This window comes from Streptomyces sp. ADMS, from assembly GCF_033441795.1.
In the GTDB taxonomy this organism is placed as follows: Bacteria; Actinomycetota; Actinomycetes; order Streptomycetales; family Streptomycetaceae; genus Streptomyces.
Map to the genome: position 1 here is coordinate 68,753 of NZ_JAVFVX010000026.1, position 13,765 is coordinate 82,517.

The 13,765-nt window shown below is 71.2% G+C and carries 13 protein-coding genes; 5 read left to right on the forward strand and 8 right to left on the reverse strand.

The window, feature by feature from the left end:
* Positions 1-168 precede the first annotated feature (168 nt).
* Positions 169-1,059: an SCO2521 family protein gene (locus RB628_RS14300; RefSeq protein ID WP_318320785.1), complete on the forward strand. Its 891-nt coding sequence runs from the start codon at positions 169-171 to the stop codon at positions 1,057-1,059.
* Positions 1,060-1,128: 69 nt separating this feature from the next.
* On the opposite strand, the gene rocD is transcribed toward RB628_RS14300, so the two are convergent.
* The 3 genes from rocD to RB628_RS14315 all read right to left on the reverse strand — a co-directional run bounded on the left by rocD (position 1,129) and on the right by RB628_RS14315 (position 3,815).
* Positions 1,129-2,367 carry an ornithine--oxo-acid transaminase gene (rocD, locus tag RB628_RS14305; RefSeq protein WP_318320769.1) on the reverse strand — a complete coding sequence of 413 codons (1,239 nt, stop codon included), beginning with the start codon at positions 2,365-2,367 and terminating at the stop codon, positions 1,129-1,131.
* Positions 2,364-3,176: a dimethylargininase gene (ddaH, locus tag RB628_RS14310; RefSeq protein WP_318320770.1), complete on the reverse strand. Its 813-nt coding sequence runs from the start codon at positions 3,174-3,176 to the stop codon at positions 2,364-2,366. Before ddaH ends, rocD begins: the two co-directional genes overlap by 4 nt.
* A gap of 123 nt (positions 3,177-3,299) precedes the next feature.
* On the reverse strand, positions 3,300-3,815 hold the full coding sequence (locus RB628_RS14315; RefSeq protein WP_318320771.1) for an Lrp/AsnC family transcriptional regulator: 516 nt from the start codon (positions 3,813-3,815) through the stop codon (positions 3,300-3,302).
* Between the two features lie 100 nt (positions 3,816-3,915).
* Here RB628_RS14315 and RB628_RS14320 point away from each other — a divergent pair, with 100 nt between their 5' ends.
* Genes RB628_RS14320 through RB628_RS14335 form a run of 4 tightly spaced genes read left to right on the forward strand, consistent with a single transcriptional unit; the run spans position 3,916 to position 8,064 of the window.
* Positions 3,916-4,683 carry a LytTR family DNA-binding domain-containing protein gene (locus tag RB628_RS14320; protein ID WP_318320772.1) on the forward strand — a complete coding sequence of 256 codons (768 nt, stop codon included), beginning with the start codon at positions 3,916-3,918 and terminating at the stop codon, positions 4,681-4,683.
* Between the two features lie 16 nt (positions 4,684-4,699).
* Entirely contained in the window at positions 4,700-5,065 is a 366-nt protein-coding gene (locus RB628_RS14325) for a hypothetical protein (RefSeq protein WP_318320773.1), read from the forward strand.
* Between the two features lie 24 nt (positions 5,066-5,089).
* Positions 5,090-6,853 carry a cation acetate symporter gene (locus tag RB628_RS14330; RefSeq protein ID WP_318320774.1) on the forward strand — a complete coding sequence of 588 codons (1,764 nt, stop codon included), beginning with the start codon at positions 5,090-5,092 and terminating at the stop codon, positions 6,851-6,853.
* Positions 6,850-8,064 (forward strand): sensor histidine kinase, encoded by a 1,215-nt coding sequence (locus tag RB628_RS14335; RefSeq protein WP_318320775.1) that lies wholly within the window; start codon positions 6,850-6,852, stop codon positions 8,062-8,064. Before RB628_RS14330 ends, RB628_RS14335 begins: the two co-directional genes overlap by 4 nt.
* 35 nt (positions 8,065-8,099) lie before the next feature.
* On the opposite strand, the gene RB628_RS14340 is transcribed toward RB628_RS14335, so the two are convergent.
* From RB628_RS14340 to RB628_RS14360, 5 genes are all read right to left on the reverse strand, one after another.
* Positions 8,100-8,270, reverse strand: coding sequence for a hypothetical protein (locus RB628_RS14340; RefSeq protein ID WP_105969565.1), 171 nt, complete (start codon positions 8,268-8,270; stop codon positions 8,100-8,102).
* Positions 8,271-8,283: 13 nt separating this feature from the next.
* Positions 8,284-10,134, reverse strand: coding sequence for a serine/threonine-protein kinase (locus tag RB628_RS14345; protein ID WP_318320776.1), 1,851 nt, complete (start codon positions 10,132-10,134; stop codon positions 8,284-8,286).
* Positions 10,092-11,681, reverse strand: coding sequence for a PASTA domain-containing protein (locus tag RB628_RS14350; RefSeq protein ID WP_318320777.1), 1,590 nt, complete (start codon positions 11,679-11,681; stop codon positions 10,092-10,094). The genes RB628_RS14345 and RB628_RS14350 overlap by 43 nt, the downstream gene beginning before the upstream one ends.
* A 132-nt stretch (positions 11,682-11,813) precedes the next feature.
* Positions 11,814-12,764 (reverse strand): cytochrome c oxidase assembly protein, encoded by a 951-nt coding sequence (locus RB628_RS14355; protein WP_318320778.1) that lies wholly within the window; start codon positions 12,762-12,764, stop codon positions 11,814-11,816.
* A 163-nt stretch (positions 12,765-12,927) separates the two neighbouring features.
* A partial coding sequence (locus RB628_RS14360; RefSeq protein WP_318320779.1) for an ATP-dependent 6-phosphofructokinase occupies positions 12,928-13,765 on the reverse strand: 838 nt, incomplete at its 5' end.

The window sequence follows — 13,765 nt, forward strand, 5'->3', positions numbered from 1 at the left end:
CTCACTTGGGACGCCAGTCTATGTGTCGAGGCGGCCCCCTGTAACGGGGGTGATCAGCATCCTGTGCAGTCATAGAGGACCTCGTCGAGACGCTTGCAACCCACCTCCCACACGCGGTCGAGCGCCTCGAAGCCGGGGCGGTCCCCGACCGGCGACGCCCCGTGGGCCGTGCTCGGTGAGATCCGTACCGGGCTGTTCATGAACCGCACGCCCCTGCCCGCCCCCGCCGACGCGCGCCTGCTGGATCTCGTGCCGGGCGAGTGGGTCCGGGTGCACGAACGACCGGTGCGCCGGGTGGTGTCCGCCGACCTTCCGTACGGCGTGGACCGTCCGCTGTTCACCGAGTCGGGCGGACGGGGGCGTGGCATCGGAACCCTGCCGGCCCGGGCCTGTGTGGTGGGCGGCCGGGTCGCCCAGGGTTCGACGCGTACCGTGGTCGTCGCCGGCGGGGACCGCCGACTGCCCTGGGCGCACTGTCTGGCGCGGCCCGGCGTGATCGAGGTCGGCGGGCACCGCGCCCCGGAGAGCCTCCAGAGCCGCTTCCTGGCGGGCCGCGACGACGAGAGCCTGGACCCCGGAGCCGTGAGCGCGTCGCTGGCCGGCCGCGTCCAGCGGTCACCGCTGCCGGACCACCGCGCCGCGTTTCCGGCCCGGCGCACGAGGCTGCGCTGGGCCGCGGTCGGCGGCGAGGACTTCCACGGTGCCTTCGCCCTGGCCGACGACGAAGCACGCAGGGTGCGTCCCGGGCTCGAACCGACGGCGGGAGCGACTCCGGAGCGGCCGGTGGCCCTGCGCGAGGACCTGGCCCCGCACGACTGGCTGCTCGCCACGGTCGCCCTCGTCGTCGACGGGCGTGCGCCGGCGACGACACCGCCGGACTGCGCGCGCCGCGTCCGGTGGTCGACCACCTGGTCCATCTGCGGATGCCGGGTGCGGGCGTCGCCCCGGGACCGCTCAGGGTGTGGGAGCACCCGGAGGAACGCCCGGGACTCACCCGGCAGTGGAACGCGTGCGTGCACCGCACGCGCGATCGCATGGCGCTCCGCGCGCTGGAGCTGATGACGGCACGGCGCATGGACAGCCGGCCCGAGTGAGGGAACCGGCCGGGTCCGGCCGTGCCGTCGGGCGTCAGGCGCCCCGCGTCAGCACCCTCTCCAGCACCTCCAGAGCCATCCCCAGTTCCTCCCCGGTGACCGTCAGCGGCGGCGCCAGCCGGATCGTCGACCCGTGCGTGTCCTTGACCAGAATCCCCTCGCGCATCAGCCGTTCACTGATCTCCCGCCCGGTACCGATGGCCGGGTCGATGTCGACCCCCGCCCACAGTCCGCGCGACCGGAACCCGACCACGCCCTTGCCGACAAGGCCGGTCAGACCGTCGCGCAGGACGACGCCCAGTTCGGCGGCCCGGCGCTGGAACTCGCCCGTCTCCAGCAGCTCGACCACGGCCTGGCCGACCGCCGCCGCCAGGGGGTTGCCGCCGAACGTGGAGCCGTGTTCGCCCGGGTGCAGTACCCCGAGGACGTCCCGGCGGGCGACCACGGCCGACACCGGCACGATGCCGCCGCCCAGGGCCTTGCCGAGGAGCAGCATGTCCGGGACGACGCCCTCGTGGTCGACCGCGAGCGTGCTGCCCGTGCGGCCCAGGCCCGACTGGATCTCGTCAGCGACGAAGAGGCAGCCCATGCGGCGGGTCAGTTCGCGTACGCCGGTCAGATAGCCGTCGTCCGGGATCAGCACGCCCGCCTCGCCCTGGATGGGCTCCAGGAGGACCGCCGCCGTCGTCTCGTCGACCGCCTCCTCCAGGGCCGCCAGGTCGTTGTAGGGGACGATCCGGAAGCCCGGCGTGAACGGGCCGAAGCCCGCCCTGGCCGTCTCGTCGGTGGAGAAGCTGACGATCGTCGTCGTACGGCCGTGGAAGTTGTCCGCCGCCACCACGATCGTCGCCCGGTCGGCCGGGACGCCCTTCACGTCGTACGCCCACTTGCGGGCCACCTTGACGGCGCTCTCCACCGCCTCCGCGCCGGTGTTCATCGGCAGGACCATGTCCTGGCCCGTCAACTCGGCCAGGGAGGTGGCGAACTGGGCCAGGCGGTCGTTGTGGAAGGCGCGGGACGTGAGCGTGAGGCGGTCCAGCTGGCGGTGCGCCGCCTCGATCAGTGCCGGGTGGCGGTGGCCGAAGTTGAGGGCCGAGTAGCCGGCCAGCATGTCCAGATAGCGGCGGCCCTCGACGTCCTCGACCCAGGCACCCTCCGCGCGGGCCACGACCACGGGCAGCGGGTGGTAGTTGTGGGCGAGGACCGGTTCCTCGGCGCGGATCAGGTCCGCGGAGGTACGCGTGCCCGTGCTTGTGCTCGCTGGTGCGGTCATGAGCGGATCTCCTGAGTGCAGCACTTGATGCCGCCGCCGGCCTTGCGGAACTCCGACAGGTCGACGGGGACGGGAAGGTAGCCGTGGCGCGTCAGTTCGGCGGCGAGAGCCGTGGCGCCCGGGTCGATGAAGACGTGGTGGCCGTCCGAGACCGAGTTCAGACCGAACGTCAGCGCGTCCTCGCGGGTCGCCACGACCGCGTCCGGATACAGCCGCGCCAGCACCTCGCGGCTGCCCGGCGAGAACGCGTCCGGGTAGTAGGCGATGTTGCTCTCGTCGAGGACGAACAGCGCCGTGTCCAGGTGGTAGAAGTACGGGTCCGTCAGCTTGAGGCCGATCACCGGGACGCCGAAGTACTCCTGCACCTCGTGATGGGCCTCCCGGGTCGTACGGAAGCCCGTGCCCGCCAGGATCCAGCGGCCGGCCGGGACCAGGTCGCCCTCGCCCTCGCACACCGACTCGGGGCGGTGGACGTCGTAGCCCGCCGACTTGAACCACGTCTCGTACGCGGTCGACTCGGGACGGCGCTCGGGGGCGTGGAAGGAGGAGCCGAAGACACGGCCGTCGACGACGACCGCCGAGTTCGCGGCGAACACCATGTCGGGCAGGCCGGCGACCGGCTCCACGGTGTCCACGGTGTGGCCGTGGGCGCGATAGGCGCTGATCAGTGAGCGCCACTGCTCCTGGGCCAGATCCACGTCGACCCTGGTGTCGGGGTTCATCCAGGGGTTGATCGCGTACTGCACGGCGAAATGTCTGGGTTCACAGACAAGAAAGCGCCGGGGGCGCGGCACACGGCTGTCGGGCACAGAGGGGTTCCTCCGCTTCCTGCGGTGTTGAGTTGGATGTACACCACGGTAGAAACAGAGCCTGACGCCCGACAAGTGACAACGATTGCGTGTCCGCGCAGGAATCCTGCGTCTTTCAGGTTCTCAACGCAGGTCTGATGCGTCGCCCGAAGGGTTGTTCGGAGCGGGGTGGGTGGCGCCCGCCTCCGGGCTTTCCGGGAGGAGGTGGGACAGGACCATGTAGCTGATCGTCTTCCGGATGAACGGCTCGGTACGGATGCGCTCCAGCACGTTCTCGAAGTGCTCCACATCCGTCGCCCGCACATGCAGCAGCGCGTCCGCGCCGCCCGTCACCGTCATCGCCGCCGTGATCTCCGGATGGTTGCGTACCACCTCCGCGAGCCGCCGCGGTGGCGCCGCCCCCTCGCAGTACACCTCGACGTACGCCTCCGTGCTCCAGCCGAGCGCCGACGGCTCCACCGTCGCCGTGAACCCGGTGATCACGCCCGTCTCGCGGAGCCGGTCCACCCGCCGCTTCACCGCGGTGGCGGACAGTCCGACCGCCGCGCCGATCTCGGCGAAGCTCGTACGGGCGTTCGCCATCAGGGTGGTGATGATCTTCCGGTCGATCTCGTCGAAAGGCGCCGGCCTGCTGTTCACCCGGGCACTGTATCCAGCGACGGCGGGTACCGCGCCCCGGCGGCGGCTTGCATGTCCGGCGCATGTGCACACGTACGAATTCCACCTACACTCCACGTTCATGCTGCGCGCCCTCGCCGTCGACGACGAACGCCCCTCCCTGGAGGAGCTGCTGTATCTGCTGAACGCGGATCCACGGATCGGCAGCGCCGAAGGCGCCGGTGACGCGACCGAGGCGCTGCGCCGCATCAACCGGGCCCTGGAGTCGGGGCCCGGCGGGCCCGAGGCCATCGACGTGGTGTTCCTCGACATCCACATGCCCGGCCTCGACGGCCTCGACCTGGCCCGCCTTCTCACCGGGTTCGCCAAGCCGCCGCTCGTCGTGTTCGTCACCGCCCACGAGGACTTCGCCGTCCAGGCCTTCGACCTCAAGGCCGTGGACTACGTACTGAAACCCGTACGCAGGGAACGCCTCGCCGAGGCCATCCGCAGAGCCGCCGAACTGCGGATCACCGCCCCGCCCCTCCCCGCACCCATACCCGTGCACGAACCCGACCCCGACCACATACCCGTCGAACTCGGCGGCGTGACCCGTTTCGTCGCCGTCGACGACATCACCCACGCCGAGGCCCAGGGCGACTACGCCCGTCTGCACACCGACCGGGGCAGCCATCTCGTACGCATCCCGCTCTCCACCCTGGAGGACCGCTGGCGCGCCCGCGGATTCGTCCGCATCCACCGACGCCATCTCGTCGCCCTGCGTCACATCGGGGAACTCCGCCTCGACGCGGGCACCGTGAGCGTCCTGGTCGGCGCCGAGGAGCTCCAGGTCAGCCGGCGGCACGCCCGTGAGCTGCGGGACCTGCTGATGCGCCGGCCCACGAGCTGAGGGGGCCCATCCAGCCATGCCCCAGGATCCTTCCGAACGCCGTGTGGTCGTCACCGGGCCGCCCCGCCGCGCCCGCCATACCTCCGGCTACTACCGGCCGCGCACCGAGATCGACGAACAGACCACCCTCGGCCACACCTACGTCCGCTCCCTTATGCGCTCCCAACTCCGCGCCGCCTTCGCCGTGTTCGCGGTCCTCGCACTGCTCATCGCCCCGCTGCCGCTGCTCTTCGCGGCGATGCCCGAAGCCCACCACCTGGAGTGGCTGATCCTCGGGTTCGGCCTCTACACGCCGCTGGTGCTGCTCGCCCGCTGGTACGTGCGGCGCGCCGAACGCAACGAGCGGGACTTCGTCCGGCTGGTCGAGGACCGGGACCGCTGACGTCATGAACGGGAACCGGTCCCAGTGAACGAGAACTACGCCGTCCCGGCGGTCGCCCTCGTCGTCGTGGCGACGGTCTTCGTCGGCGCGTTCGGCCTGCGCATCTCCCGCACCACCTCCGACTTCTACGTCGCCTCCCGCACCGTCGGCCCCCGCCTCAACGCCACCGCCATCAGCGGCGAGTACCTCTCCGCCGCCTCCTTCCTCGGCATCGCGGGCCTCGTCCTCGTCCAGGGCCCCGACATGCTCTGGTACCCCGTCGGCTACACCGCCGGCTACCTCCTGCTGCTCCTCTTCGTCGCCGCCCCGCTGCGCCGCTCCGGCGCCTACACGCTCCCCGACTTCGCCGAGGCCCGCCTCGCCTCCCAGGCCGTACGACGGCTCGCCGGGGCCTTCGTCGTCGGCGTCGGCTGGCTTTATCTGCTGCCCCAACTCCAGGGCGCCGGACTGACGCTGGCCGTGCTGACCGACGCGCCCGACTGGGTCGGCGGGGTCATCGTCGCCGTCGTCGTGGTCGCCACCGTCGCCGCCGGCGGCATGCGCAGCATCACCTTCGTCCAGGCCTTCCAGTACTGGCTGAAACTCACCGCGCTGCTCGTCCCCGCCCTCTTCCTCGTCCTAGCCTGGCAGGGCGACGGCGCCCCGCGTCACGCCTTCGACGAACCCGCCACCTTCCGCGAACAGCGCGTCGTCCGCGTCGAGGAAGGCCTCCACCTGAAGCTGCAGGCCCCCCTCACCGTCACCGTGACCGGCACGGTCGACGGCCGCCCGCACCAGGAGCAGGTCCTCCGCCTCCCCGCCGGCACCCACCACATCGACGCCGGCACCAGCCTCACCTTCGCCAAGGGCGCCGCCGTCCCCGAGGCAGACCGGGGCACCAACGGCGGCATGTCGACCTCCCTCGCCGAGGGCCGCGACGAACGCCCGCTGTACGCCACGTACGGCCTGATCCTCGCCACCTTCCTCGGCACCATGGGCCTGCCGCACGTCGTGGTCCGCTTCTACACCAGCCCCCACGGCGTCGCCGCCCGCCGCACCACCGTCGCCGTCCTCGGCCTCATCGGCGCCTTCTACCTCCTCCCGCCCGTCTACGGCGCCCTGGGCCGCCTCTACGCCCCCGAACTGGCCCTCACCTCCGACGCCGACGCCTCCGTCCTCCTGCTGCCCGACCGCATGATCGGCGGCCTCGGCGGCGACCTGCTGGGCGCACTGGTCGCCGGCGGCGCCTTCGCCGCGTTCCTGTCCACCGCTTCGGGGCTCACCATGGCCGTCGCCGGCGTCCTCACCCAGGACGTCCTGCCCTCACGCGGCGTACGCCACTTCCGGCTCGGTACGGTCATCGCCATGGCCGTACCGCTCGCCGCCAGCGTCATCGTCGGCGGACTCCCGGTCGCCGACGCCGTCGGGCTCGCCTTCGCCGTGTCCGCGTCCTCCTTCTGCCCGCTGCTCGTCCTCGGCATCTGGTGGCGCCGGCTGACCCCGCCGGGCGCCGCCGCCGGGATGCTGGTCGGCGGGGGCTCCGCGCTCCTCGCCGTGGCCGCGACCATGGCGGGCTTCCCGGGCACGGGCGCCCTGCACGCCCTGCTCGCCTGGCCCGCCCTCTGGTCGGTGCCCCTGGGCTTCCTCACCATGGTCCTGGTGTCCCTGGCCACCCCGGGCCGTGTCCCGGCCGGTACGGCGGCCATCCTGGCCCGCTTCCATCTGCCGGAGGAGCTGTCCGGGGCGCCCGGCGGCCATGGCGGCCACGGCCTCGGGGGACCGACGCGCACGGAGGTGTCCCGGACATGAGCGGATTCCTGGCCGGGCTCTGCGTGGCCATCCTCCCGCTGCTCGCCGCAGGCTTCTGGCTCGGCCGGCGCACCGCCCGCCCCGAACGCCTCGGCGGCCTCGGCACCCCCGTCGAGCACGCCACCTTCGAGACCCTGCACACCGCCTCCCTCGCCGCGCCCCCGCTGCGCGCCGGCCTCACCGAGGAGACCGCCCGCCGCTCGGCCCGCCGTCTGCGTACCCTGCTCGGCACGGACGCCCTCTGCCTCACCGACCAGAAGTCGGTGCTCGTCTGGGACGGCGTCGGCGAACACCACCGCGCCGAGATCATGGAACGGCTCGCCGGCCCTCTCGAAACCGGCCGCGGCGAAGCCTTCCGCCTCACCTGCGACGCCCCGGACTGCCCCCTGCGCTGGGCTGTCGTGGCCCCCCTCACCGTCGACGACCGCGTCCACGGCGCCCTCGTCGCCTGCGCGCCCCGTGAGTCCGCCGTCCTCGTCCGCGCGGCCGGAGAGGTCGCGAGGTGGGTCTCGGTCCAGCTGGAGTTGGCGGACCTCGACCAGTCCCGCACCCGCCTCATCGAGGCCGAGATCAAGGCACTTCGCGCCCAGATATCCCCGCACTTCATCTTCAACTCGCTCGCGGTGATCGCCTCCTTCGTACGCACGGACCCCGAGCGCGCCCGCGAACTGCTCCTGGAGTTCGCCGACTTCACCCGCTACTCGTTCCGCAGGCACGGCGACTTCACCACCCTCGCCGACGAACTCCACGCCATCGACCACTACTTGGCCCTCGTCCGGGCACGCTTCGGCGACCGCCTCTCCGTCACCCTCCAGATCGCCCCCGAGGTGCTCCCGGTCGCCCTGCCCTTCCTCTGCCTCCAGCCCCTCGTGGAGAACGCCGTCAAACACGGCCTGGAGGGCAGAGCGGCGTTCGCGGGCAAGAGCCACATCAGCATCACGGCGCAGGACGCGGGAGCCGAGGCTCTGGTCGTCATCGAGGACGACGGCGCCGGAATGGACCCGGTCCTGCTCCGCCGTATCCTCGCGGGCGAGGTCAGCCCGTCAGGAGGCATCGGCCTCTCGAACGTGGACGACCGGCTCCGTCAGGTCTACGGCGACGACCACGGCCTCGTCATCGAGACCGCGCTCGGGGCCGGCATGAAGATCACCGCCCGGTTGCCGAAGTACCAGCCGGGTGTGCACTCGGCGGGCCGGCTCTTCGAGGACTGACCCGGCCCGCCTTGCTCCATACGGGTGTACGGATGTCATGTCGGGCGACTGACCACCATCCCGAGGGTGATCAGGCCCAATACGACCCAGCCGAACCACAGCCAGCCGTTGCTGCCGAGCGCCACCGTGTAGGCCGTCACCACGACGAGCCCGCCTACGGTGAGCACCCCCATGGTCTTCGTGGAACCGTTCGTGGAACCGGGCATCGCAACACCCTCCTCATGGCTCTTCTCCCTCCATGGTGCCCCCGTTCTGCTTCCGGACAGTGCAGACGACGAAATGTGTTTCGGAGTCCCACGCTCCGCGGCTCGTCCAGGACCCGGCCTCGTAGACCGACGGATCGAAGCCGTAGTCGGTCGGCGGCACGTCCCGCGCGCAGGCCGCGTCCGATATGTCCCGCGCCTTCTCGAAGGGAACACCGGCGTCCAGCCGGGCGAACCCGAGCACCTGCTCGTCGTGCGGCTCGGTACAGGGGACCAGCCGCGCCTCCCGCCCGGAGGGCGCCCGGAGGCAGTCCCGTTTCTGCATGGTGGCCGTCTCACGGAACGCCTGCCCGGGCTCGCGGTGCGGCCCGAGCGGCCCGAACACCGGCCCGTGCGCACCGAGCAGCACACAGGCCGTACGCCCCTCGGCGGCCTCGAACCCGCCCTCGGCCGGCACGACGGCATACCCGCGTACGTCCGCAAGCTTCTCCCGGAGATCCCGGGTCCGCTCCTCGCACTCGACGGGCCCCTGCTCCCGCGCCTCGGCGGCGGACCCGGCGTTCACGACAGCCAGCACCTGTCCGTCCGGCGGCGCGTCCCGGCAGGTGGGATCCACGGTCAGCCGCGGCGTCCCCCGGAAACGCGTACCGCCGGGCCAGTCGGCGATCACACAGTCGCCCTTTGCCAGCGGCGCGGCGAGACCGACGGGGTCGCCGTACGGCTTCCGCACGGTCTGCTCGTCACCGCCGCCCGGCGGGGCGCCCAGGGTGAACCAGAGACCGGCACCGGCCAGGGCGACCCCGAGAAGGGCCCCGAGGGCGGCGGGGAGCGCACGGGCACGCCGGGGAGGGGGCGGTGAGGCGAGGCCCGGAGGCCGCGGAAGTTCGCCCGCTCGCGCGAAGGCGGCAGGCGCGTGCCGGGGCCCGTACAGTTCCTCCGGCCCGCCCCACGGCGGCATCGACCCCGGGTCCGTCCTGGTGCGCTCGTACGGATCGGCCCGGGGCGTGACGATGGAGTCCAGAGCCGCCTCCGCACCGGCCGCCGTGATCCGCTGCGCCGGGTCCTTGGCGAGCATCGCCTCCAGCACCGGGCCCAGCGCGCCCGCCCGCTCCGGCCTCCGGGGCTCCTCCATCACCACCGCGGTGATCTCCGCGAGATGCGTGTCCCGTTCGAACGGTCCGACGCCCTCGACCGCGTAGTAAAGAGTGCAGCCCAGCGAGAACAGGTCGGCGGCGGCGGTCGGCTGCCCGCCGGTGGCCCGCTCGGGTGCCAGATAGCCCGCCGTGCCGACGAGGGCCGACGCCAGTGTGTACCGCGTCTCACCCGTGTCCGGCTGCACCGAGATGCCGTAGTCGGTGAGCAGGATCCGGGCGTACGGCGTCCCGGTGCGGTCCGGCGCCAGCAGGATGTTCGCGGGCTTCACGTCCCGGTGCATGATGCCCTGCTCGTGTCCGGCGGTCAGCGCGTCGAGTACGGCGAGGCCGATGCGGGCGCACTCGGCGGGCGCCAGCGGGCCGCGCATACCGACCAGGTCACGCAGGTCGAGGGCGCCCGCCACGTACTCCATGACGATCCACGGCAGGCCCTCGTGCTCCAGCACGTCGTGCACGGTCACCACGTTGGGGTTGCCGCGCAGCACGGCCGCGTGGCGGGCCTCGGCGCGGGCGCGCGCCACCCGGGTGGCGCGTTCGTCGGAGGCCTCCGCCGCATCGCGGAACACGATCTCCTTGAGGGCGACCTCGCAGGTGAGTCTCTGGTCGTGGGCGAGCCAGACGTGGCCCATGCCGCCGCTGCCGAGCTGGTTCAGCAGCAGGTAACGGCCGGCTATGACCCGGCCCACTCCTGATGTCGGTGATCCTGATGGCATCCGGTGACTCCCGGGTCTGCGATCCGCTGGACATGCGGTTCGTCTGCTGCGGGCCGGTGGGGGCTGGTCGCGCCCACGCGGCTGAGCCGCAAGTCGATACAGTCCCGCGCCCCTGTCCGGGCGCGGTGCGCACCCGACTTCCCCTGGGCCGTCGCCGGCGGGCTGCTCACCTCGGACGGCGGCGGGTCGGTGGGTGCGCTGGTCGTTTCCGGCGGTGGTGGTGGAGGCGGGGGTTCGCTGTTCGGCGGGGCGGGGCCGGGCGTGTCGCTCGACGGCGGAGGCGGAGGCGGGGGAGGGGGAGGCGGGGGAGGGGGAGGGGATGGTGGAGGTGGCTCGGAGTAGGGCGCCTCGCTCGTGGCCCCGCTGTCGGGGGTACCGCTGCCGGGCCCGGACGGCGAGGGATCCGACGAGGAGGGTTCGGACGTGGAGGGCGCGGGCTCGCTGCTGGACGAGGACGGAGACGACGGAGACGTCGCCGGATCGGACGAGGGAGACGACGGATCGGTCCCGCCGGGCGCCGAGGTGATGGGCCCCGGCCCTGGCTCCGTCCCGGACCCTGGCTCCGAGCCCGAGCCCGAGCCCGAGCCCGAGCCCGACTCCGGCGGTGTCGTTCCGTCGCCTCCGCCGCTCCCGTCATCCGCCGACCCGGACTCGATGCGGACGTTCAGCATGACGTACGAGCCGAACGGGAGCGTGGTCCCCGGCCCCGGGTCCGACCCGGTGACGGTGGCGTCGGACGGCGGCAGACCGTCGCTGTCGTATGCCGTCGCCAGGCCCAGGTTCGTCAGCCGGCCGCTCGCGGCGCCGAAGGTCGTCCCGGTGAGCGTCGGTACCCGGTGCCGCTCACGGGTGTCGAAGACCTTGTCGGCCTCGCCCCGGGTACCGGTCCGGCGGTAGATGCCCCGCTCCGGTTCCTCCACGTCGACGAGCGCGAACCGGTCGACCTCGCTGGGTGCGGGACGTACGAGCACGACCTCGTCGGCGTCGTAGTCGCTCCACTTCTCGTTGCCGTCCTCGAACTCGACGGAAATGCGGTCCGTGGCACCCTTGAACGGCTTCAGCGGATTTCCGCATGAACACTTCACAGCGGGAACTCCCGCGTCGTCGACGAGAACCGCGATTCCCGCCTGGAGCAGCGCGTCGAAGGGGACCGCTTTTTTCTTCTTGTAGTCGTGGTTCTTCACGAGAGTGTCGTGGCGCAGGAGAACGGGCGTGAGCCGGTCGAGATGGGCAGGAATCCCACTCTGCGGAATATCGACCACACGTGCCCATTCCTGGGCCTTCCTGTTGTTCTTGGGGTCGATGAGGAATTGCTTGAGCCGGTCGACGTCACAGACCGTCGGTTTCCTCGTCCCCCCGTACAGGCCAGGCGTGCTGCCCTGCTGCAGGCTGCTGCCATGGGCGGGCTCTGAACGGACCTGGGCGTCCTGGCCCAGGCCGATGTTCTCGTCGAAGAACGGAGCGAGGGAGGGCACTCCCGAAGCCACCGCCTTCACCACCGTCAGCGGCGCCCCGCTGTCGCAACTGCCGGCAAATAGAACGCACAACAGTGCGACAGTCAGCCGCTGAAGTCCACGTTTCCCGAAAGCACGAAGTGTCATACCGCTCCCCCCGGCGGGTACGTCACGTCCATGCTACTGAATGCGAAAGAGTTTCAGGCAAGGGGAATTGAAGTTGATTCAGCGCCCGCGTGCGTTCAGTGAGGCCAAATAGGCGTTGTACGCCTCGAGTTCCTTGTCGCCGTCGCGGTCGGCGGCCCGGTCCTGGCGCTTGGCCTGCCGCTGCTCGGAGCCGTACCACTGGAAGAGCAGTGCCAGCAGCACGAGCACGGTCGGGATCTCGCTGAACGCCCAGGCGATCCCGCCGGCCGCGTTCTGGTCGGACAGCGCGTCGATACCGAGCGAGGAGGGCGGATTCCTGTACGAGTCCACCATCGGTGTCGACGCCATCATCAGCGCGATCCCGAAGAACGCGTGGAACGGCATGCCCGCGAACAGCTCCAGCATCCGCATCAGGTAACCGGGCCGGTTCGGACCGGGGTCGACGCCCATGATCGGCCAGAAGAAGATCAGTCCGACGGCGAGGAAGTGACACATCATCGTGATGTGCCCTGCCTTCGAACTCATCAGGAAGTCGAAGAGCGGCGTGAAGTACAGGACGTACAGGCTCGCGATGAACAGCGGAATCGTGAACGCCGCATGCGTGATGATCCGCATGTACCGGCTGTGCAGCACCGCGAGCAGCAGCTCACGCGGCCCCTTGCGCCCGCGCGGCGCGACCGGCAGCGCCCGCAACGCGAGCGTGATCGGAGCGCCGAGCAGGATGAGGATCGGCGAGACCATGCTGATCACCATGTGCTGCACCATGTGCACGCTGAACATGACCATGCCGTAGTCGTTGAGCCGGGTGCACATGACGAGCATGACGGTCAGCACACCGAGCACAAAGGAGACGGTCCGCCCGGATGACCACTTGTCCCCACGCCGGGCCAGCCGTACGACCCCCCACCCGTAGAGGCCGAGGCCCACCAGACAGGCGACCAGAAAGAACGGGTCGGCGGACCACCCGAGCCCCCGCCCCAAGGTGAAGGGCAGAAGATCCATGGTCGTACCGTGCCCGCTGTGATCCATCCGCCGGCTCCTGGTTCGTGCTGGTTGCGTGCTGTCTGTCCGAACCAAGAGTAGAACCGCCCCCGGTCACGACTTGGACCGGGGGCGGCGCAAGCGCCCCTTCAGGGGCGCGGGGAACTGCGCGACAACAAGGCCCCACGTACCCGCACCCGACAGACAACCGTCACAGCACGCACTGGGCTTCCGCATACCGAGCCTCAGGAACCGTCTTCAACGTCTCCACCGCCTCGGCCAGGGACACCATCACTATGTCCGTCCCCCGAAGCGCGGTCATCCGCCCGAACTCCCCCCGGTGCACAGCCTCCACCGCATGCCACCCGAACCGGGTGGCGAGTACCCGGTCATAGGCCGTAGGCGTCCCACCCCGCTGTACATGGCCCAGAATCACCGGCCGCGCCTCCTTCCCGAGCCGCTTTTCCAGCTCCAGGGAGAGCTGCCGCGCGATCCCGGCGAAGCGCTCGTGGCCGTACACGTCCTTGTCGCCCTCGTCGAACTTCATCGAGCCCGCGCGCGGCTTCGCACCCTCCGCGGCGACGACGATCGCGAACCGCTTGCCCGCCTCGAAGCGTTCGCCGACGCGTGCGGCCAACTCCTCGATGTCGAAGGGGCGTTCAGGTACGACGATGGCGTGGGCGCCGGCGGCCATACCGGAGTGCAGGGCGATCCAGCCGGTGTGGCGGCCCATGACCTCGACGATCAGGACGCGCTGGTGGGACTCGGCGGTGGTCTTCAGCCGGTCCAGGGCCTCCGTGGCGACCCCGACAGCCGTGTCGAAGCCGAAGGTGACGTCCGTGACCGCGATGTCGTTGTCGATGGTCTTCGGAACGCCGACTATCGGCAGGCCGTTGTCGGACAGCAGCCGGGCCGCCTTGAGCGTGCCCTCGCCGCCGATCGGGATGATCGCGTCGAGCCCGAGCTCCGCGACATGGCCCTTGGCCCGCTCCACACCGTCCCGCAGATGCTCGGGGCGGACCCGGGACGAGCCGAGGATGGTGCCGCCG